This is a genomic window from Bacteroides cellulosilyticus, from assembly GCF_020091405.1.
GTDB lineage: Bacteria > Bacteroidota > Bacteroidia > Bacteroidales > Bacteroidaceae > Bacteroides.
Map to the genome: position 1 here is coordinate 5,781,547 of NZ_CP081903.1, position 24,208 is coordinate 5,805,754.

At 42.5% G+C, this 24,208-nt stretch carries 16 protein-coding genes; 1 reads left to right on the forward strand and 15 read right to left on the reverse strand.

Features of this window, described 5'->3' with window-relative positions; genetic code table 11:
* Positions 1-16 precede the first annotated feature (16 nt).
* The 11 genes from K6V21_RS22185 to K6V21_RS22235 all read right to left on the reverse strand — a co-directional run bounded on the left by K6V21_RS22185 (position 17) and on the right by K6V21_RS22235 (position 18,257).
* On the reverse strand, positions 17-1,744 hold the full coding sequence (locus K6V21_RS22185) for a RagB/SusD family nutrient uptake outer membrane protein (RefSeq protein ID WP_224319896.1): 1,728 nt from the start codon (positions 1,742-1,744) through the stop codon (positions 17-19).
* Between the two features lie 14 nt (positions 1,745-1,758).
* On the reverse strand, positions 1,759-5,010 hold the full coding sequence (locus K6V21_RS22190; protein WP_224319897.1) for a SusC/RagA family TonB-linked outer membrane protein: 3,252 nt from the start codon (positions 5,008-5,010) through the stop codon (positions 1,759-1,761).
* A 100-nt stretch (positions 5,011-5,110) separates the two neighbouring features.
* On the reverse strand, positions 5,111-6,667 hold the full coding sequence (locus K6V21_RS22195; protein WP_224319898.1) for a DUF4434 domain-containing protein: 1,557 nt from the start codon (positions 6,665-6,667) through the stop codon (positions 5,111-5,113).
* A gap of 13 nt (positions 6,668-6,680) precedes the next feature.
* Entirely contained in the window at positions 6,681-8,231 is a 1,551-nt protein-coding gene (locus tag K6V21_RS22200) for an ADP-ribosylglycohydrolase family protein (RefSeq protein ID WP_224319899.1), read from the reverse strand.
* A gap of 201 nt (positions 8,232-8,432) precedes the next feature.
* A complete protein-coding gene (locus K6V21_RS22205; protein WP_224319900.1) occupies positions 8,433-10,619 on the reverse strand; it encodes a DUF4434 domain-containing protein in 2,187 nt (728 codons plus the stop codon).
* Positions 10,616-12,025 (reverse strand): sialate O-acetylesterase, encoded by a 1,410-nt coding sequence (locus K6V21_RS22210; RefSeq protein ID WP_224319901.1) that lies wholly within the window; start codon positions 12,023-12,025, stop codon positions 10,616-10,618. Before K6V21_RS22210 ends, K6V21_RS22205 begins: the two co-directional genes overlap by 4 nt.
* A gap of 8 nt (positions 12,026-12,033) precedes the next feature.
* The gene (locus K6V21_RS22215) at positions 12,034-13,098 is read right to left on the reverse strand and encodes a DUF4434 domain-containing protein (protein WP_224319902.1); all 1,065 of its coding nucleotides are present in this window, start codon (positions 13,096-13,098) and stop codon (positions 12,034-12,036) included.
* Between the two features lie 13 nt (positions 13,099-13,111).
* On the reverse strand, positions 13,112-14,287 hold the full coding sequence (locus tag K6V21_RS22220) for an AGE family epimerase/isomerase (RefSeq protein WP_224319903.1): 1,176 nt from the start codon (positions 14,285-14,287) through the stop codon (positions 13,112-13,114).
* A 38-nt stretch (positions 14,288-14,325) separates the two neighbouring features.
* Entirely contained in the window at positions 14,326-15,729 is a 1,404-nt protein-coding gene (locus K6V21_RS22225) for a sugar porter family MFS transporter (protein WP_224319904.1), read from the reverse strand.
* Between the two features lie 7 nt (positions 15,730-15,736).
* On the reverse strand, positions 15,737-17,161 hold the full coding sequence (locus tag K6V21_RS22230; RefSeq protein WP_224319905.1) for a calcineurin-like phosphoesterase C-terminal domain-containing protein: 1,425 nt from the start codon (positions 17,159-17,161) through the stop codon (positions 15,737-15,739).
* 1 nt (position 17,162) lies between these two features.
* Positions 17,163-18,257, reverse strand: coding sequence for a DUF4434 domain-containing protein (locus K6V21_RS22235; RefSeq protein ID WP_224319906.1), 1,095 nt, complete (start codon positions 18,255-18,257; stop codon positions 17,163-17,165).
* Between the two features lie 376 nt (positions 18,258-18,633).
* Here K6V21_RS22235 and K6V21_RS22240 point away from each other — a divergent pair, with 376 nt between their 5' ends.
* Positions 18,634-19,845 carry an ROK family transcriptional regulator gene (locus K6V21_RS22240; RefSeq protein WP_007217797.1) on the forward strand — a complete coding sequence of 404 codons (1,212 nt, stop codon included), beginning with the start codon at positions 18,634-18,636 and terminating at the stop codon, positions 19,843-19,845.
* On the opposite strand, the gene K6V21_RS22245 is transcribed toward K6V21_RS22240, so the two are convergent.
* The 4 genes from K6V21_RS22245 to K6V21_RS22260 are packed head-to-tail and all read right to left on the reverse strand — an operon-like array spanning position 19,842 to position 24,194.
* Complete coding sequence (locus K6V21_RS22245; protein WP_224319907.1) at positions 19,842-20,303, reverse strand: WbuC family cupin fold metalloprotein; 462 nt, start codon at positions 20,301-20,303, stop codon at positions 19,842-19,844. The two genes, K6V21_RS22240 and K6V21_RS22245, sit on opposite strands and share 4 nt — an antisense overlap.
* The gene (locus tag K6V21_RS22250; RefSeq protein WP_029328209.1) at positions 20,303-20,650 is read right to left on the reverse strand and encodes a UpxY family transcription antiterminator; all 348 of its coding nucleotides are present in this window, start codon (positions 20,648-20,650) and stop codon (positions 20,303-20,305) included. The genes K6V21_RS22245 and K6V21_RS22250 overlap by 1 nt, the downstream gene beginning before the upstream one ends.
* Positions 20,626-21,735 carry a Wzz/FepE/Etk N-terminal domain-containing protein gene (locus K6V21_RS22255; RefSeq protein ID WP_217713570.1) on the reverse strand — a complete coding sequence of 370 codons (1,110 nt, stop codon included), beginning with the start codon at positions 21,733-21,735 and terminating at the stop codon, positions 20,626-20,628. The genes K6V21_RS22250 and K6V21_RS22255 overlap by 25 nt, the downstream gene beginning before the upstream one ends.
* An 8-nt stretch (positions 21,736-21,743) precedes the next feature.
* Positions 21,744-24,194 (reverse strand): SLBB domain-containing protein, encoded by a 2,451-nt coding sequence (locus K6V21_RS22260; protein WP_217713569.1) that lies wholly within the window; start codon positions 24,192-24,194, stop codon positions 21,744-21,746.
* Between the last annotated feature and the right edge of the window lie 14 nt (positions 24,195-24,208).

Below are 24,208 nucleotides of genomic sequence, written 5' to 3' on the forward strand. Positions count from 1 at the left end.
TCATTAATAAATAAAATTACCACCCCGGATTGTTCCTGTCGATATAAGGATTCGTATTGATAACATCCGGCGGGAACGGCAACAGCAGATGCTTTTCTTCGCGGCGTTTTACAATCTCATTTTCATCTACAGTGCCAATGGCATTCATCACTTGCAGATAGATACCCCAACGGAGCAGGTCGTAACGACGGATACCTTCGGCTGCAAATTCCTTTGCACGTTCTTCAAGGATAAATGAACGGAAAGATTCTTTAGTGAACGGGGTCTTTTCATTACGCTTACTTACCAATGTACTGTTGTTGCGCTTGTTCAGCAACTCCATCTTATCAAAAGCGTCCGTTGTAGGGCCGTTCAATTCATTGTCCGCTTCACAATAGACGAGAACCAGGTCGGCATAACGCAGATAAGGCCAGTTCCAATCCGTACGGTTACCGTTGTTTTCAGCTGTTACGGCTGTGAACTTCTCAAGTTTGGCTCCATATTCGTGGGCACCGTTTCTGACAACGTCTGTCGTCTCATATTTATACGGACATCCTTCATACGGCGGCAATCCCTGGCGTACTTTCACACTGTCGCGTTCGGGATAGAAATACCACTCCATTTTCTCGTAAGTCTTGTTCCAGTTATACGGAACGCGGTGCTTAACGCCCCAAGTGATACGTTCGTCATCCCAGTCGTCGAATGTTTGCAGCCAGTGGTCTCTCTGAACATAATAGCCGGAACTCCACTCCCCGTTATATGCCGGGTCGGGCCATCCGTAATAGTCTTTGCTGACGTAATTATAGAAATCGTCACCCTGACCGGCCATGGTTTGCAGACAGAAAAGAAATTCCGGTCCGTTCTTGTAGGCAGGGCTCCACAATTCTTTTTGGCTTGCCGCCAATGAAACCTCACCGCTGCTGATTACTTCTCCGGCTTTTTCTCTTGCCAGGCGATAATATTCCTGAGAATCAAATTCCTCGTAGCCCGCTACTACATTTTTACTGTGAGTGATAGCCACCGGCATCAGACGTGAAGTTGAACCATCAGGATTCAGCTTGCTTCCGGGACCACCTTTCACCGTGATTTGTCCACTCTTCATAGAAGCCGATCCGATAGTGGCATATACCTTGGCCAACAGAGCTTTAGCAGTGGCACGACATACATGTCCCTTCTTATAGCTTTCATCGGTACGCGGCACCAGCAGGTTTTCAGCTTCTTTCAACGTCTCGATGATGTGCTCATAGACCTCTTTTATAGAAGAACGGGGCAATTCGGAGGAGTTACCCTCTGCAATAGAATACGTGTACAAAGGTATGGGGCCAAAGAACTGAACCAACTGGAATTGAGACCAGGCTTTCAGGAAGCGAAGTTCACCCAGCGCATTGTTCTTTTCTTTTTCGGTAACTCCCGATATCTTCTGCACCAAATAATAGTGGTAGTTGGCCCTATGGATAGTGGTACAGTAATACTGATAGAAGTTCTTTGTTGAATTCTTGTCGTAAAAGTTACCGGCACCCTCGTCACCAAAAGCCCAGCTCGGCCCAGTCTGGTAGTCACAATCGAAGTTTACGACATTATGATAGTTACCCCATGTGAAAGGCCAGTGTAAAGTGTGATAAGCACCTGCCACCAATTGGTCATACGAACCTTCGGCAGCAACATCTTCACCTGCGACAAAGGTAAATGTTTCCTCCTCCAAGTCACAAGAGGTAGTCAGAAACAAACCTGCAGCACATAAGCTTAATATTTTTAATAGTTTCATATTCCTACTTTTTTTTAGAATGCTAATTGAATACCTAAGTTAAATGTACGGGCACTCGGATATGAAGACATATCCACACCTCTACGAGTCGGGTCGCTACCGAAGGCGTTTACATCCGGGTCATACCATTCATAACCGGAAATCGTAAACAGGTTAGTGATGCTCGCTACAATATTGACAGACTCTACAAACTTCACCGGACGAGTCCAGTTATAGCTCAAGCTGATATTCTTGCAACGCAGATAAGAACCATCTACAATATAGCGGTCGGAAGCTTTCATCGCGCGGGTAAACGTACCATCGGCACGCGGCCACTTAGCATTCGCCCTGTTTTCGGGTGTCCAACGGTTGTCGAACACGAAATAAGGCATGTTACCTGAACCTACAGCTACATCAAACTGTTTCAGGTTCACATTCAGGATATCATTTCCCTGTGTACCTTGCAGGAAGAAACTGAACGTCCACTTCTTCCAGTTCAACGTACTGGTGATACCGTACTGGTAATCGGGATTCGTATCGCCGATAATAGTCTTGTCACGGTCGTCAATCACCGGATCATCATCCAGATTCTTATACTTCACCTGCCCAACCATAGACTTAACTTTAGAGGGAGTCGCATCTCTGTAATACGGATCGGCACGCACTTCCGCCTCATTATCATAGAAACCATCTTCTACATAGCCGTATAAAGTGCCGATGGGATGGCCGTTTCTTCTCAGGAACATACTTTCAATGCCCCAAGCCACGTCCGAGAACTGGTCGGCATTCAAACCGCCAATCTCATTGCGGTTGAAAGATATGTTGGCATCCAATGTCCACATCCAGTCACGGGTTTTCACCGGAATGACGTGTGCGGTGATTTCAAGACCTTTGTTGGTAACGCTGCCATAATTGCAGGCTATCTGGTTGAAACCGGAGCTCATATCAATATAGCGGTATTGCAGCAAGTCGGTAGTTTTCTTATAATACAAGTCCACAACCAGGTTCACCCGATTATTCAAGAAGGCTGCATCCAGACCCGCATTAAACTGATTGGTCGTCTCCCATTTCAGATTGGCTGCTGCCGGACCTCCCCATCTGTCTTCACCGGCTCCCGGAGTCATTGTTCCGTCAAACGGATAGTTCTGAGCTTCGAAGCGTGAACGGGTGGCATAAGCACTGATACCCTGATTACCGGTCTGCCCGGCACTAAGACGCAACTTCAGATTGTCAAAGAAATTAAGGTTCTTAACGAAAGCCTCATCAGATATACGCCATGCAAAGGCACCGGAATAGAAATTAGACCAGCGATTCAGAGGATTGAAACGGCTGGAACCATCACGACGGAACGATGCCGTGAATAAATAACGGTCCAGCAAATTGTAATTGGCGCGAGCCAGATAAGACATCAACTGTGAACGCCATCTGCCGCTTCCGATTTCTTTCTCACCCACTGCCGCATTCATGTCGTTATCCTCCGTTATGTCATTCGGGAAGTTCTTGGCAAGCATGTATTTGCTTCTTCCCATCGACTTTTCATAAGTCATACCGGCAACCAGGTTGATGGCATGTACACCAAACTTCTTATCGAACGTCAACAGAGACTCCAACGTCAGACCTTCGTAAGCATTGTCATCTTTTCTTCCGTAACCGTTGGTAGGGTTCTGTCCGGATCCGGTATAGCGGTTGTAATACTGGCTGCGTTCATTATAGGTATAGCCATAGCCGATGTTCTGACGGAACTTCAGCCAGTCGGTGAAAGTTATTTCTCCAAAACCCGAAGCGTAAATACCGTAAGTCTCCAGCACATTCTTTTCGGTATGGGCACTCAGATACGGGTTGGCCAAACCGGAAGCAAAGTCTTCGGAAAACTTAGAGTCAGCATCCGGGTCGAACACCGGGCGGGTCGGATTAAATGCGATTGCTGATTCAATCACACCATAGTTTTCCGTATTGGTACGTGCCAGACGATTCTCCGATTTCGTGAAAGTCAGGTTACTGCCTATCTCCACATAATCATTGATTTTACGATTATTATTAGCGCGGACATTATAACGCTTATAATAGGAGTTCACAATAACACCCTGCTGGTCGAGATAGCCACCGGAGTACATATAAGAGCCTTTCTGGTCACCACCTGAGATATTCAAGCTGTATTCCTGACTAAATGCGTCGCGGAATATTTCATCCTGCCAGTTGGTGCCATAGAACATGTTTCCGTCTTCGCGCAAGTCAAAACCATTGCGGAAATCATCAGGACTGGGTAGATACGTTTTCTCCAGAATGATTTCTTCACCTGTTACCGGATCGGTACCTTTCTTAATAGACCACTTACCGGGGATAGGATAAGGAAGATTTTCATCGGCAACGTAATTCTTGCCATCATACATATAACCGAAAATCGTACACTCATTCTTGAACTGCGCATAATCGCCCGCACTCAGTACATCAATCAGTTTTACAGGCTTAGACATACTGAAATTAGCACTGAACTGCACTCTCGCCTTACCCTGGGCACCGCTCTTGGTAGTAATGATAACAACACCGTTGGCAGCACGCGAACCATAAATGGCAGTTGCGGACGCGTCCTTCAAAACCTGAATGGACTCTATATCCTGCGGACTGATCAAACTCAGCGGATTGTTATTGGACTTCGTACCAAAGTCTGTGGAAGGGGCTTCACCGGCCGTAAACGGCACACCGTCCAATATATACAACGGTTCTGTATTCGTTGTGAACGAGTTGGCGCCACGAATCTGAATCGTCACACCTGCTCCCGGAGCACCATCGGCCTGGGAAACCTGTACACCGGCCATTTTCCCTTGCAAACCCTGGTTGATACTTGTCGGATTCGTCTTCAGCAAATCCTCGCTTTTCAGAGAAGAGATAGATCCTGTAAGGTCTCTCTTAGGTACGCTACCGTAACCGATAACCACCGTTTCTTCGAGCATATGGCTATCCTCCTGTAACACTACATTGACAGTAGTCTTACCTTTTACCGCTACTTCCTGGGTTTTAAAACCTATGGAAGAAAAAATCAGAGTAGCCGTATTGGAGGCATTAACAGAGTAACGACCGTTTACATCCGTAATAGCTCCCGTATTCGCATTCTTCACGCGAACTGTAGCACCAATTACAGGTTCACCAAAATCATCAGTCACAACACCCGTAATTTTAGACGTTTGAAGGATTTCTGTAGTTCCGGCCCTCAAACCATTCGGAACTATCATCAGCGCCATCAGAAGCACTCCAATAATCCCATTCATCGATTTGTGTAATCTTTTCATAGACTCATTTTTGGATTAATTAAATAAAGAAGTTTTTCAATGTATTGATATTTATGCCACATCACTTTCATGAAAGAATGAATGATACGGCAATTGTTTTCTATTTTATTGCAGGATTAATAAAGAATTCATCCATATACACTTTCTGAGGCGCATCAAAAGCAACCTTCAGATAGCGTGCATTCTCATTCAACTTATCAAACAGTATCCCGTCAATCCAGGCGTCATACTTGTTATTAGGGAAGTAAGGAGCATCTTTGACGGAGGCCAGACTATAGTTTTTCCCATCTTCTGAAGCATAGACATAAACCTTTAGCGGAGTGTTAATCCCCTCCGGATTATAATTCAGTGTACGAACCATGACACTCTTAACCGGAGTTTTCTTTTGCAAATCCACCACTATTTCATGATGTCCCTGCTCAAACTTCACCCATCGGTGGTCTTCACTGCTTTCTTCAGCCACCTTACCATCCAGCAGGGGTTGCATACCGGCCTCACTCACCATTTCAGGAGTAGCCGCATTCACCAGTTTCTCAAGCAAAGTAGCTTCAAACATTTTCCAGTAGACATCACCGTTTTTCCATGCCATATATTTATTGCATACATCATTGGACCACACCGGTTGGCCCAGTTGATAAGGAGATTCCGGATCTTCAATGATACCGCCAAACATGAAGGAAATGATACGGTCTACTCCTGCCGCCGACGCAGCCGCCTGTTGAGAGAGCAGACGGGAATAGGCTGCCGGAATTAACGCTGACTGACGGTCGTTCGTGCCTTCTTCCCATGTAAATGTTTCGCAGTTAGCCCACATCTCAATATTCAGACGATTGTGAATATCGCGCATTCTTTGCCAGTTCTTCTTCAAACGTGGAAGGGTGAATTTATCGCGTACACACCCTACTTCATCCTGATAAGCAATGATATCGACCTTCAGTTTTGCCATCTGCTTTTCATAATCCGGATTATCAAATTCCGACAAGCCAATGCCATAGGGAGAGATCAGAGTTTTTTTGCCGGGAGTCAGAGTTCTGGCTTTCTCAACCAGTGTATTGACTGATTGTACGGCATGTTCGGCAAAAATAGGGCAAAGGCAGTCTTCTACCGGTAAATACCAGCCATAGAAAGCTTTGTGGTTTTTATAAAGGGATGTCAACTCTTCCATAATCTGAAGCTGACGCTCCCTGATTGCCGGGTCGAGCAGATTATCATCCTGGTCTTTCGCCCAGCCAGTGCTCATAAACACCTTCATTTTGTGTTTAGCCGCTTCGTCAAGAATAGCATCTACCGGGCTTTTCATACCCTTATCGTATAACCAGGGCATCATTTTAGAAGGATAGTAAGCCTTACCCTCATTAGCCACTTCCATGAAAACCAGGTATTCAATGCCCATAGTCGATAGTTCACGCACCTTGGCTTCCCACAACTTCGGATCTGTATTATCAAAGTTCTGAGGATTCGTATATTTATTGCGTACATCCTTATAGGCCAGATTTATCCATGTACCGGTTATGGGTTTTACCCCCGTTGCCGGTTTATCGGCTTTTTCCGTTACCGGCTTACCGGAAGTGCCATTGCCGGCGCATGCGGTTATTGCCGGTAATGAAATCGACATTGCCAACAAACTCAATAATATCGCTCGAAAATTCTGTTTCATAGTATATATGTATTTAATGATTAAAGTTTTGTTTATCCGAATAAATCACTGCCTCGCCCAAATAGACTTGTGCATCCTTACGGGGATTCAGCCATTTAAAGCCCACCTTATGGGTAGTGTTCTGCAACTGATATCTGTGGAAAAGATCCACTCTCCTGTCGTCAATGGAGGATGCTTTAGCAACCGGCAGGTTGGCGGTTTCAATCAGATTGCCGTCAATATGCATTTCAACCTGTGCCACATAGTCCTCATCCGCACATTTCACATATCCTTTCAACACGAAGCCTATACCGTCGAACATCCATTCCGTCTTATCTTGCAAAACCGTGTTGACCACCATCTTATCTACGGGATAATGTCCCTCGAACGCTTTTTCATATTTCACGGCAACGGGCTTTTGGATTTTAATGGTTACCTGGGATTCCTCTACTTTACCACCTTCTTTTTCGATCACTTGCAGAGCATGCTTCAAGCCCAGTTCCGACAACTTATTCAAAGACACATCGGTATATGCAAAAGGTATGTCCTCAATTTCATAAAGACTTTCCTTCCAGTTTTCCGGAATATTGGCATACCCTATCATCGTACCTAAAATGCCTGCGGCAGTAGCTGCATTACAGTCGGAATCCTGTCCGCAACGGGCAGCTATATCAACCGTGGTAAAAAAGTCCTTCCGGCCATACAGCAATCCCATTATCACATAAGCGCTGTTTATTTTCGCATCAATATCAAATGGCGCGAACACACCATCCGGACAGCCCACTTCCGACGTCCACTTCTTCTGACATTCAAACCAAGTTTGTTTCCAGTCGTCCGGATATTGTCTGTACCAACCTATCACGTCTTTCATGCAACGATAGAAATCACTCTGCGCGGGAATAGTCTTCAACGCCTCCGAAACCACCACTTCCACGTCATCGGAAACGAAAGCCATTGAGTACAGAGCACCGACATATACACCACCATACCAGCCATCGCCATAAGTGAAGATGTGTCCTACCCTATCGGATATTTCAGAAGCCGTATTAGGCATACCCGGCGTCATCAGGCCTGCAAAGTCCGCTTCAATCTGATAGTCGATGTCGTCAGCATGAGGATTATTCAGCCAATGGCCGGACATGGGCGGCATGATGCCTTGCTTTATATTGTACTTGGCAACCTGATTGGCGTGCCACAACGGAAATCCTGCATTGGCAAAACTTATTGCGAATGAATCGGCCGGAGCATCCAGGCCTAAACGTTCAAATACATTAACGAAAATGATATCTACATACAAGTCATCATATAAACCGGGAAAAGTGTCAAAGTAAAATTTCACCCGGTCTTCGGACCATTTTATGGGAGTATAATCTTGAATCATTGTACCGTTGTGCAGGAATTCCACAGGTCCGCCATAGGTACAGCCAATGGTCTTGGCTGCCCAGCCGCCTTTTATTTTGTCGGCCAGCACTTCTTTCGTCATCGTCACCTCAGACGGAACTGCTGTTTGAGACGGTGCAGAACCGCATCCTGCACACAGTACAACAACTACAAAAATATAAACGATAAAGGTTATATTCTTCATGGGTCTTTTTTAGTTAAAAACAAGATTTATATTTATGACTTCCGCATTCTTTCCCGGAGTGATGCCGCATTGCAGTGTATAGAGGGTTAACCTCTGTTTGGCAAGTGTAAACCTCTACTTGGTGAATGTAATGTTGAGGTTTATGGTATACAAACCTCAACGTTTGCATTCGGCACTACCTTTGGGAAATAATGCATCTATTCATTTTTTATTTATTGCTTTTTGTTTGGCAGACTCTTCATCCAGCACATTGTAGGTGGATACTTCATATACATTATCTTCATTGCCTTCTTTGTCCGTGAAAGAAGTCGGGAAATCATTTCCATGTACCTGAAGTTTCTTTAATAATGTACCGTTACTGTAAATATTGAAACCGGCCACATGCTCCAGGCTACCCGGAATCCAACTGATTTCCATCCCCTTGGATGCCTTTAGCATCAGGACGTTTTTCACATCCTGAGGAACATTCACTTTAGGGAGTTTCCCTTCTTTACAATATTGCAGGTAGGCTTGATGATATTCATTGCTCACCACAAACGGACTGTTGTAATGGCTATAAGCAAAGCAAATGAGATTGCTTACATATCCATTCACAATATCCAACTGTTTCTTTACACGTGTCAGCGGAGCGCTAACCCAGAACTGTTGGTCGAACGTCTCTACATTTCCCCAGAACTTCAAGCCCGGTTTAGTATTGACCGCCTGCTTCAATTTAGAGAACCAATCCGACAGATTATCCAGGTTCAGACCACCCGCCCCGACGCAATCCTGCGGAGAAAAAATATCACCGAACCTGAAATGGGTCTGCGCAAAGACATTCTCCCACATCTTTCCGTACTCTTCCGCATTTCCTCCCACTTTATGATTCATGAAAGGGGACAGCATGAATGGCATGCCGGGAGTTACCTCAGAGAGATGATCCAGATTCGTATTCAAAGCCTTTGCCAGAATGGCCTGACGCTCAGCCGTCATGCAGTTCAAATTGTCCACTTCCCAAACCCAATACCAACCATACATGGCATCAGGATACTTGCCCTTATATAAAGCGACCAACTCATCCGCTACTTTATTGCCGATCTCCATTTGGCCTACCAGCCAGTCCGCATCGTAATCCACTTTCCACCATCTGTCGTTGAAGTTCAGTCCGATAAAAATCTTAATTCCGTTTTTCTGAGCACTACGCAGACATTTCTCCAACGTCTTGTTCTGTTGCTTCTTCTTCGTCAGCGACGACGGATAATTGGTAGTAGTCTTTCCTTTTTCATCAGTCAGAAGTGCGGGAGCATAGATTAAATACTTCATACCGGCTTCCTTAAACATTTCCATCTCCTGGTCCCAGCGTGCATCCTCCCAGTTGGCTACCAAAAATTCTTGTATAAAAGAGCCACTGAAACGGGGAATACCGGTACCCTGATTTTTCTGTTCGAACGTATAGTGAAAGTAAGTCCCATCCAGATCTATGATATACGAATCAAAGCTGGCCTCCTCTTCATGCAGGTTGATGACGCGGGCACCCCGGCTCAAAGCCTCGTTATAGGCAGAGGGATATCCCGTCTTGCGTCCGTAAGCCAAAGCGATATTACCGTTCCAGTCCACCATATAGTCATTGTTATGGTCATGCCCCACAAACACACCTATCACGTCTTTCTTCTCGATAAAGGAGGAAAGCAATCCCGAATTGATGTTGGAGGCACAAACTCCTTCTTGCTTTTCACCGAATTCACGGCATACCCACCTTGCTGTTTCATGTTCGGGCAGAGGAATATGGAAGAATGCCAGTGATGGCAGAGTACGTTTGTTGCGTGCCGTAAACTGATCGCTCGTCTTACGATACCAGTCAATCTGGTCGTGTTTAATCCAGTCGTAATATCCGAAAGAGCGGTCCTGGGTAAGATTATGGGAATCCATCAGATACAAGGCCCACTTCTCCGATTTCCCGTCGGATGAAAGAACCGGAAGCGCACAGTTGCCGGAACCGGAAAGCTTTTCCGCATCATATGTCAGATTATAGGGAACTGTACGCAGATACTCAAGTATTTGAGCATTGTTCATATCTGTCTCTTCATCGTGGTTTCCGAAAGTTACGGCAAACGGCATCTTTTCTTCTGCAAACAGGCCGGCCAATCTTTTCCAACCCCGAAGGGCATTCCAGGAGACAACCACATCACCCGTCAGAATCACAAGGTCAGGACGCTCCGTGCGGATAATCTCACGCATCAGATTGTAAGTACTGTCATTCTTCAGTTTATAAGAATCGCTTTCTACCCAGTGCAGGTCTGTGAACTGCACAATCTTGAACTTTCCGTCATGGAACTTCAAACCGGAAGTCTGAGCCAAACAGGAAAAGCACAGCAGGCAACTAAATATGATTAATAAATATTTTTTCATTTCTTTCTGTCTGTTCTAAATGGTGCCAATGGCAGCCCGTTACTATCAAATAAATCAGGAACCGCATCATTCGTAAAGCAATAGCGCACGGCAACCGGAACTTTTACCTTTGCGGAGGACACACTGATCTCGCCATTTTTCAGCAGTTTGGCGTCTGCCGGATATACTTCTCCCGCCTGATCCACTATCTCAAAGTTTTGGATAGTTTTATTTTTACACGTCAATTTACCAAGGGCGGTAGTGGTAACAATCATTTTACGTCCTTCCGTACGGACAGACTTTAACATCGGGGAATAAGGTTGTATCTCCTCCTTGTGGTATGTCTTCCTCAGCGCCATATTGGCCAGACGAACACCCACCTGCTTTTTCAGGCTTGGATGAATATCAGCTATATCATTCACCAAATCACCGACTACCACCATTCCGGTGTTGTGCAACGTTGCAGCAACGTCTGCCTGCTGCTCACGCAGGTAAGCTGCATTTCTGCCGGCATACCCGTTCCACGGAGCAATCTGCACAAAATAGAAAGGCAAAAAGCAATGGAACTCATTTCTCCAGCCTCTTATCATGCCGTCAAACAGAGGACCATAATCGGCGGCCCGCTCATTATTGGCTTCTCCCTGATACCAGATAACTCCCGCAATAGTGTAGTTCTTGACAGGATGGATCATTGCATTGTAAATGGAAGAGTTAGCCGTAGGAGACCAACCGGCAACTTGCTGCTTCTGTGACAACACATACAATTCTTTTTCGTGATTGAAAGTAAATTCATCAATCCAGGGTTCTACGGCTGTTCCACCCCAATAAGAGCCGATCAGTCCCACAGGCACGCCTAACGCTTCATTCAAATGCTGTCCAAAAAAGAAGGCAACAGCGCTGAAATCTTTGTATGTCTCCGGAGAGCAGATTTCCCATTTCCCCTGGATGCGTTCCACCGGATATCTGGAGGTTGCTTTAGATACTTTGAAAAAACGTACTTGCTTATTCTCCAAAGCTTTTGTGATATCACCGGCATCCCGAACCGGATAGCTCATTATATATTCCATATTAGACTGACCGGAACACAACCATGTTTCTCCCATCAGGATGTCATTCACTTCCCTTTCCAACTTGTTTTCCCAACCATAAAAACGAATACTGTGGGGGCCTGTCGATTCGGGAGTACGAATATAGGCTTCCCAGGAACAGTGCATATCTGATTTCGCATGAATCGTATCCGCAGGAGCCCAGCTGCATACAATCTTCAAATCCCATACACTCGGACACCATCCCCAGAGTTTTACCTCGGAGTTCCGTTGCATCACCGCATGATCGCTGATGATGGAAGGAAGAGCAAATTCCGGGTTCTGTGCCGAAACATGGGTAAATGCCAGTATGAAGGTTATGATAATAAATAGTCGTTTCATAGTATTCATTATTTAAAGTTCTGCTTTCTATACCAGTTCATATACTGATTATACAGTCTGACTGATTCATCGCGCAACCCGGCATGAGCCAATGAACCGGGCTTGTTCATAATACCAAGATATTGGTATACCAGAATCTTATCTACGAACGGAGATATGGCCTCCATCTGATGGATAATCCTTTTGTCAAAGTCGGCTGAAATCAGGCTGCCATGAGTGGTCTGTTCAAAGTAGAAAAGTTCCATGTCCGCCCATAGTCTTGAACGACCGGCCTTCTGATGCGCCTTAGATAGATTTTCAAAAGCACGGGCTGATTGTTCGAATGTAGTCACGCCCACCCCTACTCCATCCTGATAGGCTACAATCTCCACATTAAGCTGTTCTAATTGCCGGATAAATGTATCATCACATTTTTCGGCCTTAATATTATAAGGTGCGATGATATTGACGCAATTGGCATTCAATGATTTGGCTATCTGCGCACACTCATTCACATACGGGATAACATATTCACCGAAATAGGGATCCAACCATGATTCATTAGGAAAATACCAGCCATAGAAACTCTTATGATGCCCGTATCTCGCATAAATCTCTTCCATAGATTGGGCTCTCTTCCTTCCTAACTCTTTATCAGTCATCATCTTTACAGCATCCAAATCCAACGCCCAGTAGTCATTGCTGACAAAGAATTTAACCCCAAACTCGTCAGCTGCCGCAAGAACCGTTTCAATGGGATCTTCACATCCCATCTTGAACTTAGGAGCCAAATCCGTATCATAAAATGCGAAACCGTGGGAAGCTACATTCATCATAACCAGATATTCCATACCTGTTTCACGGATTTCACGGATTTTCTCCCGCCACTGAGCTGCGGTAAAATTTCTCAAATCCTTATCCCAATACACACCTTCTTTTCCTCCCGGATGCTGAAACTCAAACCAGGAACCGGATATCGGCTTAATTTTAGGATTTTGGACAGCTTCCTGCAAAATCCCGGCCTGCGAAATACCGGGTATTAGCATGCCGGCAGTTCCCAAGCCTAAAGTAGTTAGAAAATTTCGTCGATTCATAGTATTAAATATTTTATTCTGATTTTATTATCTCTTCCAGAACTGTCCAACATTGGTAGAGACCTCTGGGTACGTGGAAACAGCCTTTCCATTTCCCACCTTTCAGCGGCAGCAACACCTCCCCCCTCCTGTTCAAGTAGCCAAACCACTCTGGATATTCCGAATCTTTGAAATGCCCCCATGTATAGTCATGAACTTTTTCGAACCATTCCAGGCACTTTTTATCACCCGTAAGCTGATATCCTTTCAACAGGGAAATGAGCGTTTCGATGTGTACCCACCAAAGTTTCTGATCCCATTCCAATTGCTGGGGAGGACATCCTTTGCGATCCATGAAGTAGTAAATACCTCCATATTCTTTATCCCAGCCATAATCGAGCATGGTTAAAGTCACATTTTTAGCTTTTTCTATCAGTTCGGGACGGTTCAGGCGCTTTCCTAAATCCATAATGAACCACATAGCTTCAATATCATGTCCCGGAGTCACCTGCCGGCCTTCGAAAGAATCGGAAAGTTCGCCATTGCTCTGCACATTCTCTACAATAATGCCTCCCAGCTCCGGACGGTAAAATACTTCCATCACCTCGCGGATACATACTTCCATCGTTTTCTTCAGGTAATCCTTATCAAGCAAATGTTCTATTTCCAAAGCCAGGTTACACATGATCATAGGAAGAGCAAAATTCTTCAAATCACGCGTGCCGGAATGAAGTTTATTCCACTTGCCTTTCGGATTGTCTACTTTGGACAGAATGATTTCGAACGTTTTTTTAGCAATATCCGCATACTCCTGATTTCCGGTGGCAAGGCTAAGTTGCCCAAAAGCCATGGTTGCGAAAGTGTAGGAGAAAATATTGTAAGGATCAACCAGGGGGCGTCCCATACGGTCAAGAGAGAAATACCAATTGTAATTTCCATCATGACCGTACTTTTTCAGGAACTCTCCGCCTTGAATGGCGCAATCCAACCATTCCCGGCGCTTCTCTACCTTATTGTAGAGCATTGAAAACAACCATACCTCACGGCCTTGCAGCCAAATAAACTTATCTGTATCGAAAACATTACCTTGACGGTCCAGACAGGTGAAATATCCGCCGAACTCGTGATCCTGAGAATGTTTTAGCCAGAAAGGAAGAACGTTATCCATCAGTTCGTCCTTATAAAGAGTAGCCAATTTTTTTAAATCCATAATTCTCTATTTTATATATTGTATATTAAGGTCAATTTCTATTTAGAACTGGTCCAGTAACGTTCAATTTCCTCCAATGACTTTCCAGTCGTTTCGGGAACAAGTTTCCAAACAATTAGTATATAGGGGACGCACATAACGGCAAACAAAAAGAATGTTCCGGCGGGGGTAAGATTTTGGAGCATCCAGGGGGTCAGCTGCCCGATAAGATACGTTCCGATCCATAAAGAAAATCCGGCAATGGACATAGCCAATCCACGAACTTTGGTAGGATACATTTCAGAAAGGAACACAAACACCACTGCGCAGATAGAAATAGCACAGCAGAATACATAAGATAAAAAGAATATAAGCAGGAATATACTTGAAATGCCTAAAGACTCTCCAAACAGGAAATAGATACCGATAAGCAACAAAGTAACAATCATACCGGAAACTCCATAATAAACCAGTTTCTTACGCCCAACTTTATCAATGATAATCAGTGCCAGCACCGTAGTCAGAGTATTTACCAATCCTACCAGAACCTGGTAGTAAAGAGAATCTCCACCCGACAAACCCGCATTTTCAAAAATAGACGGGCCGTAATAAAGAACCGCATTTACTCCCATAAACTGTCCCAATATTGCAATACACACCCCAATAATGACAGCCTTCAGAATTCCGGGTTGTAACAGGAGGGACCATTCGGATTTTGACTCGAAAGTTAATACTGATTTCGTTTCATTTACCTGGAACGTAGCTTCCTTGGCAGAAACGTAGATTTTCTTCAGAATATTCGTTGCCTTCACATCCTGTCCCTTCAGTATCAGCCAACGCGGACTCTCAGGTATAAAGAAAATTATAATAAAGAATAATACAGCCGGAAGAGTCTCCATTCCCAACATTCCCCGCCACACTTCGGCAACAAAAATCAAATCGAACCAACCGGTCCCCGGATTAGTATGGGCTTCCGCATAGGCAAGCAACTGATAGTTTACAAGATAAGCACCCAAAAAGCCAACTGTCACAGCCAACTGATACAAAGAAACCAGACGCCCTCTATACTGAGCAACGGAAACCTCCGATATATATAGCGGAGAAATAATAGAAACGACTCCAATGCCGATACCACCGATTATGCGGTAAATCACCAATTGATTAAAGTCAGCACACAAGGCACATCCGATAGCCGATGTGGAAAATAAAACCGCTGAAATAACCATAGTAAGCTTACGACCGAACTTATCACTCAAAACTCCGGCAAAAAGTACACCGACAATAGAGCCTATCAAGGCACATCCCACATACCATCCTTGTTGCAAGGCATCAAGCCCGAACAGTTCCGTTACCTGTGCGATGGTTCCGGAAATAACGGCGGTATCATATCCGAACAGGAAACCGCCCAAGGCAGCAACCACTGACAGGAAGACAAGATATCCTATATTAATTGTAGATTTCATAGATATATTATTTTATATTTTGCTTATATACATTTCCGAAACGGTCAGTCACCACAACTTCAACAACTGCATTTTTATCTTGCGGAGTCGCTTTAAACAAATGTTCTGTTTTTATCGGCATAATCCAGTCATACACTACCCGTTCTTTATCGGAGCAAATAATTTTAGCTTCCGGATCATATCCTTCAAAACGCTGCATTTCACCCATACATTTGCCATTTTCATACCACTCCACTTTCCACTGTTCATCCCAGTTCCATACATTAGCAATAATATCTTGCGGATTTTCTTCAGATGAACCAACCGGATAACCTCTGAACTGGTAATCAAACGGATATCCGGCACTCTTATATTTCCAAGTCACCTGATTATCATCTACTTCATAAACTCCATATCCACTCGGAGTACCGTCAGTACAGATCTCAGCCTTCCAGAAAGTACCGCAAACCGCAGCCGTATTATGTTCCATGAGTTTATCATTGAACACAACATTCCAGTTGTAATGAGTGTGACCGGTAAATATATGCGCGTTATATCCAGCCAGAAGGTCATATATGCTGGAGGCGTTACTTGTCTCATCAGGAAGTAAAGCATTGAACTGCAACTCCTTGGTTGAGCTGGTCGGAATGTGCATGGCTACAAAAACCAGATGGTCCGTCGGTACAAAGGATAAGTCTTTTTCAATCCACTGTAAAGTACGTTCATCAATATAGCCGATATAGCGATAATGGCGATTGATATAGAAACAGTTGTTCAGTACAATATAGTGAGCCTTACCACGATTGAACGAGTAATAGACAGGCCCGAAATATTCCTCAAAAGTTTTATAGGAATGTTCATAAGAGCGTACGCCATATTCCATATCGTGATTACCTACAGCACGATAGAAAGGAAGATCCAAAATATCGGAAGATTGGATATAAGAAGGAAATATAGCCGGAGCATTCCCCACAATATCACCGCAGTCCAACACAAAAATATCACTGTTCTTCTGCTTATCAACGAACTGGCGAACATCCTTCAGATACTTCACATATCCTTCAATATCACTCGCCTTCGCTACTTGCACATCGGACTGTACCAGGCAAATGTGTTTATTGTCATTCTTCGGATTCTTCGTCAAAGTAAAATCATAGCTTCCCACCGAACTCTCTATTCTTTTATAATAATGTGGAAGACTCTTTTCTCTTTGAGGAAGATAACCTGCCGGAGTCGTTACATAGACAAAACGTGCATCCCGGTGATATGGCAAAACATATCTACCTTCCGCGTCAGTCAATACACAATCAAAACCATTTGTCACCACAACATTGGACAGCCCTTTACCTTGACATTTCACCTGTCCCTTAACATCTGCAACCGGCTGAGCCATCACACCCATGTTAACAGCACAAACACAACAGACAAATAAATATTTCAATAAATGTTTCATATTATTTGATATTAAAGTATTCCTTATATCTATCATACAAATGACCGGCTTGCAGATAGGCAGACTGCGGACTCATAAAATGAGAAAATTCAAACGTTATGGCTTTATCATATCCGGCTCTCTTCGCAGCTTCCAACTTCATTCGGAGTTTATCAAACTTTATCGGTAAAAAGTTGATTGGCATATCACGGTCAAATGTTTCTGCATTCGTCCAACATTTCATACCATATTTATCCGCCAGCTTTTTATTCACTGTAAAAAAAGCATCCAATTCATCATAGTCAATGTGCCCATCCTGAAAAGCACAAGCATCAACTACCTCGTGAATCCCATCAAAAATCTCATTCCACTCTCTTTCATGTTCCTGAACTGAAACTGCATCTTCTTTAGTTAACTTGTCAGTTCCCATCACAGCCTTTTTTCCGTCAATCCAAGGAGAAATAAAAGTAGGAAGACCTGCAGAGACATCCTTGCATTGTTTTCCCATTGCCCTGAAAGCATCAATAGCCCCTTTAGTCTTACGGCTGATCTCGCCACTGATATACCATCCGCCAAAACTCTTGTATTTTTCACCGTATTGCTTCCAAACTTCATCAATAACGTATTTATTATCTTCAATCTCCCAAGATAAATCACCCGTATCCCAATACTTCCCGGAATCATACAAACCGAAATAAAATTTCATCTGATATTTTTCCGCCAAACGGAGATACATATCTACCAAGTCGAAAGATGGCATATAGCATCCTTTACCAAGCAAATATTTAGAAGGATAAGTAATAAACTTGCGATAACCGGAACGAATCATAATAACAGTATCAATCCCAATACTTTTCATGTGACGAAAATCCTGCTCCCACTCTCTTTCACTCCAATTCTGATGAGGAATATCATGAGAAATTTCATCCAAGAAAGTTCCTGTTATTTTCAATCCATCATTCTTAGGAATAATAAATTTATCAGTTTCACCACCGGGCGATGAAGAGAAAGATATCACTTCTTTCTCTTCAGTTGCCAGCAATCCAGGAGCTACTAAGGCGGAAGCTCCTGCCAGTGCGGCCTTTTTCAAAAAATCTCTGCGATTGCTTGTTTTCATAGCTTTCTTCTGTATAATATATATGTTAACCTATTGAATTCTAAGTTTAACCTTTATTATCATAGAGGTTATTATATTTATAACACAGTGCAAATATAGATATATTTATTAAATAAACAATAGATAATAAATTATTTTATTATTAAATTCTTATTATCCGGTACATTTAATTATATACGGCCATATTATTAATTAATAATAACGAGGAAAAAGAAAAGAAACGCAAACTAAAGACAAAAAAGGAATAAGAAAAAGGAGAGTTCAGCAATTATCAACTAGATAAAAAGAAGAAATAATATTCTTTTTCACATAGAAAGGTTGATGTTAATAAAATTATTAAGTATCTTTGTTGACAATAATGAAATTAACAAAGAGTATGTATCAGCAATTCCTAAAAGAAATAGAAATGGGGTCTAAAAATGCCCTTATAAAAAAAAGGATTATCACCTATTATATATATAATGGTAGTTCTACAATTCCTGATCTCTCTAAGGAGTTAGATCTGAGTATCCCTACTGTCACTAAATTAATAGGTGAAATGTTCGATGAAGGTTATATAAATGATTATGGGAAACTGGAAACAAGCGGAGGACGCCACCCGCATCTATACGGCTTGAATCCTCAATCCGGTTACTTTATTGGAGTAGATATAAAAAAATTCTCCATCAACATCGGATTAATCAATTTTAAAGGAGATATGGTAGATCTCAAAATGGATATTCCTTATAATTTTGAGAACTCTTTGGAAGGAATGAACGAGCTTTGTAGTCTTATTCTCAATTTCATCAAGAAACTTTCAATTGACACTGAAAAGATTCTTAATATCAATGTCAATGTATCAGGTCGGGTAAACCCAGAATCCGGATATAGTTTCAGCCAGTTTAATTTTGAAGAGCGTCCTCTTGCAGATGTATTAAGTGAAAGACTAGGATATACTGTCACAATCGACAATGATACACGAGCAATGACCTATGGAGAATATATGCAAGGATGCGTTAAAGGGGAAAAAGATATTATTTTCGTAAATGTCAGCTGGGGATTAGGAATCGGAATTATTATAGACGGAAAAATCTACAAAGGAAAATCTGGATTCTCAGGAGAATTTGGGCATATCAGCACATTTGATAATGAAATCATCTGCCACTGTGGAAAGAAAGGCTGTCTGGAAACAGAAGCTTCCGGCTCAGCATTACACCGTACTCTGCTGGAACGAATAAAGAAAGGAGAAAATTCTATTTTATCCGAACGGATTAACATGGAAAACCCATTAACATTAGATGAGATTATAGCAGCAGTAAACAAGGAAGATGTGCTATGCATTGAAATTGTCGAAGAAATCGGACAAAAATTAGGTAAACAAATTGCCGGTCTTATAAATATCTTTAATCCCGAGTTAGTAATAATCGGAGGAACATTATCTCTAACCGGAGACTACATTACGCAACCTATAAAAACAGCAGTACGGAAATACTCCTTAAACCTCGTGAATAAAGACTCAGTTATCACAACATCCAAGTTAAAAGATAAGGCCGGCATTGTAGGTGCATGCATGCTGGCACGAAGCCGAATGTTTGAAGGTGCTAATTAAACCTCCAACATTCGTTTCATAAACACAGCCGCACCTTCCAAGTCGGAGGGTGCAGGCGCCCATGGCGCAATATCTTCGGGAGGAAGTGGTTTATAAGGGCCACTTTTGATTTCAAAAATCACAGTGCCTGGCTCTAAAGCAATAATACTATGCCAAGTACCGGAAGGGATCTCCACCCCATAAACTCCAGCCGATGGATTTAGGTTAACTTTTTCTATTACATTACCTAAATCATCATAAAAGAAAGTCAACAGACTTCCACGTAATACCACATAAGTCTCCTCTTTATCAGTGTGACGATGAGGAGGAAGATACGTTCCCGGCTCCAATGCATTAAGCAGGCGCTGGATAGGTGCATCCAATGATTCATGAAAATTATAATTCATACGCAAACGAGAACTCTCCCGCGCTTCCTGGGACACACTATCCAACAGTTCTTCTGAAATCAACTTCATCATTACTTCAATAATTGGGCAAACTTTCCTGGAAGGTTTGCCTTATCAGATACTATAGTAAGCTCTTTGCCATCAGCATTCACTAAAAATGCCGCTTTTTGAGAAGCTACAACAGGGGTCATATCCTTAAGATCTCCCTCTACAAAAACACAACCGGAGAAAAAAGGAACAATAATTTCCTTTGTTTTTCCATTCCAGTTCACATAAATTGTTTGCATAGGACAATAAGTCTTATATCCGGCAACAGTAAGGTGTTGCATCAATTTACGTTCCAATCTTGGCGCTGTGTACAATACATACCAGCTACGCGAATTTTCATCCATCATCATATCGTTGTTTGCTTTTTCCATCCTTTTAATAAATCCTTTATAAACAATATCCATCCAACACTACCGACACCAGCCAAAAATACGAAACCTATCAGAATCATAGGCTTGCTAGGCTTAGACGGACGCAAAGGAACCGTCGCTGGCTGAACAACAGTATATACCGGAGTAATTTCTTGTACTTTAGCTTTTGCCATCTGTAACTGTTGGGCAACTTGAGTATATACATTATATGCTAAACTCATCTCATTTTGCAAACGCTCCTGCTCAGCACGATAACTTAACAAAATAATATTTTGATTTGCATCTACAAAAGATGCATACTTACTTTGGGCATCCGTATAATTAGCTTTTGCTTCTGTATATAATTTCTCGGTAAAAGCCAAATCATGACGAGCTTTATTAGTTCGATATTCAGTTATATAATTCTGAAGGCGGTGCATTACTGTATCGGTTAATGAAGCAGAAATTAAAGGATCCTGCATTGTTACCGTCAAGGTAGTAACACCTGTCTTCTTATCAACAGAGACAGCTATACGTTTACTTAGCGCTTCAGCAATGTCTGCTTCGTCTTTTGTTAATCTAAAAGGATCCAATGTACCAGTTCCTTCTACTTCATCATCCTTAAATAAAGAGATGGTCCAACCCAAAACTTTAAAAGGAGCAGAAATAATAGCACCCCACCAAGGAGCACGCTGATGTTCGTCCAAGTAAACATACAGCGTAGTATCTACCTTTTCTTTATCATCTTTGACCTTTACATCAAACAACTCAGTCAGAAACGGGGTAGAACTTACGATATCCGGATAAAGATCCGGATAAAGAGCATCTTCTCCAACAGAAGACCCCATATTGATTCCAGCCATAGCCGCCAAAGCTCCCATGCTACCTCCTGAAGTTTTCCCAGTGCTTTCTGGTGCTAACGTTACGCTAGTGGAATATTCTCTAGGAATGCTAAATGCAACAACCAATCCTACTAACGCTGCATATCCACACGCTTTAAAAACCAATTTTCGCTCTGCCCAAACTTTCTTGGCAAGTTCAATCAAGTCTATTTCCTGTTCCTCTGGTTGTTGAGGAAGTGTATTCAGTTTTTTTTCTTCACTCATAATCCAAATTACTTAAAAGCGTTAGCCATAGTTGCTACCATTGCTGCAATTGTAGCAGTTGTACTACTAATACCCAAAATTTCAGCCATCGCCATATGTTTCTTTTCAGCCTTGCTGGGAACGATAATTTCACATCCCGGTTCTATAGCACTGGCATTTCTTGCCTTCAGACGAGATACCGTACCATTCATGTAAACTACATAAACTTTCTTCTTCTTTGCCATATTGCCATAACCACCCGCTTGATTAATGTAGAATTTCAGATTCTTTCCCTTCTGATACACTACGGTATTAGGATACATGACCGAACCACTAATTTTCACAGTATTCACATATTCCGGAATATACAGTACATCTCCCTCACGCAAAACCAAATCAAAATCAGACTTTGGATTGGCTAAAGCTTTCTCCAGATCAATACCTACAGTATAGGTCTCTGACAGATTTAATTTCTGTATAGATATGGAATCCTTTCCCTCACCATTCTGAGCCATACGGATAGCGTCATTCTGACGACGTCTTTCCTCATCGGACAATTTACGGATTAAACGAGCTCCTTTTACATAAGCATCCGGAGTTACACCACCAGCCTTGCTAACCAAGTCAGACAAGCGCTCATTCTTCTTCAATAGAGAATAGCTACCAGAGAAAAGTACTTCACCAGCAACAACCACATTCTGTTGCCTACGATAAGCTGGACTTCTACGAATATAAACAGCATCAAAGGGTTCTAAATAGAAGTTCTCCGCATTTCCTCCAACAATAAAACCATCTTTTATATCAAAAGTAAATGTTTTACCCAAAACACTACTGAATGAAGTGCTCTTAGGATCTTTAATACGACGAGTTACCTCAACCCTCGTTGTAGCTGCTTCTTCTAACAAGCCACCCGCCTGAACAAGTAAATCTTCAATAGTCATATTCTTAGAAAAAAGGAAAGTACCCGGATTAGCAACTTCACCATAAATTGCAACCGTTTCTTCTTCTTTCAAATCAGTAATACTTGGGATATACAGGATATCATTTTTCTGCAAAGGAATATCAGCAATCGTCCCGTTTAATAATCCTCCTAAATCAATAGCAATAATTTCATGAGACAGGTCTTCATGCTCTCTGTCTATAATTACTCTATTCAGAAAAGCATCTCCACGCAATCCTTCAGCTTTCTTTATTAATTGTTTCACCGTATTTACTGTACCGTCTAGTTGATATAAACCGGCACGATAAACAGCCCCACGAACTTCTACGCGATTTTCGAAACGATCCAGTACAGCATCTATCGTAATCATATCTCCATCATCCAAACGGAAAACAGAGTAATCCATTTCATCTACATTAAAGACCTGATGTTCACGTCCGCTCTTACGCACAAGACGAATGGCTTTTTTATAAGCATCACCAGTAAAACCACCTGCATAATTTAATATGGTAGCAACAGTCTCTGTAGGTTTCATCTCATAAAACATCGGTCTTTTGACTTTACCCACAATCTCAACCAAAGACTGATAAGGATCTACAATGATCACGTCACCTTCCTGAAGGCGTATATCATCCTTCATTTTACCTTTCATTATAAAGTCGTAAACATCCAGATCAGCAAAGGTTTTACCATCACGTACCACTTTAATACTACGTAAACTACCGATACGGTTCACACCACCAGCACGATATAAAGCATGGAATACAGTGGAAAATGCAGATAAGGTATAAGTTCCCGGCACAGAAACCTCACCCATAATATTAATTTGTATCGTACGAATGTCACCCAATGTCAATTTTATCTCAGAATTGGGTTCCGTACCTGAAATTCCCGAATAGATCTTAGAAAACTCACGCTGCAAAAAAGAATTCGCCTCTTTTACAGTCATACCACTAAGATGAACGGGACCTAAACCACGAACTAAGATAGTTCCTTCCGGAGAAATCGTCTGACGGATTGTATTTTCTGAAGCCCCCCAGATATCTATAATAACTTCATCACCCGGGCCTAAACGGTAATTTACCGGAGTAGCCAAATTTGCACTCGGCTCAAAAGAAAGGTTTCTACTAGAAAATAAACTATGACCAAAAATATTGCTTCCCGGTGCTTCAGGAGTAGCTTTCGCATCACGTTTTAAATCAATTATTTCTTTCTGTTCTTCTAATTCTGCTTCTTCATAAGAAGTACCTCTAATAGCTTTCCCGTCTGTCATTAAAGAAGTACGTTCACGAAGTTGAGAGGGTTTGTTTTCCACTCCATCTGCAGCAGTACTATGCTCGGCATATTTTTTTTGTATACGAGCAACCTGTTCTTTGGTTACTCCTCTACGCAATAGCTCAGTAGTCATTTGCTTTTGCGATTTGCCAGTTCTCTGTGCTTCTTTCACATATTGAACCACCTGATCATCCGACATTTGCTGGGCCATAACGCCCCCTACGAGGATGAAGATTGAAAAGAATAGTGCTATTAATCTACGCATAAGATATTTGATTA

Bases quoted from the DNA above. Each gene is read 5' to 3' on its own strand.
- K6V21_RS22250 (WP_029328209.1), bottom strand. From the start codon at position 20,650: ATGGAAAAAGCAAACAACGATATGATGATGGATGAAAATTCGCGTAGC.
- K6V21_RS22200 (WP_224319899.1), bottom strand. From the start codon at position 8,231: ATGAAGAATATAACCTTTATCGTTTATATTTTTGTAGTTGTTGTACTG.
- K6V21_RS22260 (WP_217713569.1), bottom strand. From the start codon at position 24,194: ATGCGTAGATTAATAGCACTATTCTTTTCAATCTTCATCCTCGTAGGG.
- K6V21_RS22195 (WP_224319898.1), bottom strand. From the start codon at position 6,667: ATGAAACAGAATTTTCGAGCGATATTATTGAGTTTGTTGGCAATGTCG.
- K6V21_RS22190 (WP_224319897.1), bottom strand. From the start codon at position 5,010: ATGAAAAGATTACACAAATCGATGAATGGGATTATTGGAGTGCTTCTG.
- K6V21_RS22235 (WP_224319906.1), bottom strand. From the start codon at position 18,257: ATGAAAACAAGCAATCGCAGAGATTTTTTGAAAAAGGCCGCACTGGCA.
- K6V21_RS22245 (WP_224319907.1), bottom strand. From the start codon at position 20,303: ATGATGAAGTTGATTTCAGAAGAACTGTTGGATAGTGTGTCCCAGGAA.
- K6V21_RS22210 (WP_224319901.1), bottom strand. From the start codon at position 12,025: ATGAAACGACTATTTATTATCATAACCTTCATACTGGCATTTACCCAT.
- K6V21_RS22220 (WP_224319903.1), bottom strand. From the start codon at position 14,287: ATGGATTTAAAAAAATTGGCTACTCTTTATAAGGACGAACTGATGGAT.
- K6V21_RS22225 (WP_224319904.1), bottom strand. From the start codon at position 15,729: ATGAAATCTACAATTAATATAGGATATCTTGTCTTCCTGTCAGTGGTT.
- K6V21_RS22240 (WP_007217797.1), top strand. From the start codon at position 18,634: ATGTATCAGCAATTCCTAAAAGAAATAGAAATGGGGTCTAAAAATGCC.
- K6V21_RS22185 (WP_224319896.1), bottom strand. From the start codon at position 1,744: ATGAAACTATTAAAAATATTAAGCTTATGTGCTGCAGGTTTGTTTCTG.
- K6V21_RS22205 (WP_224319900.1), bottom strand. From the start codon at position 10,619: ATGAAAAAATATTTATTAATCATATTTAGTTGCCTGCTGTGCTTTTCC.
- K6V21_RS22230 (WP_224319905.1), bottom strand. From the start codon at position 17,161: ATGAAACATTTATTGAAATATTTATTTGTCTGTTGTGTTTGTGCTGTT.
- K6V21_RS22215 (WP_224319902.1), bottom strand. From the start codon at position 13,098: ATGAATCGACGAAATTTTCTAACTACTTTAGGCTTGGGAACTGCCGGC.
- K6V21_RS22255 (WP_217713570.1), bottom strand. From the start codon at position 21,735: ATGAGTGAAGAAAAAAAACTGAATACACTTCCTCAACAACCAGAGGAA.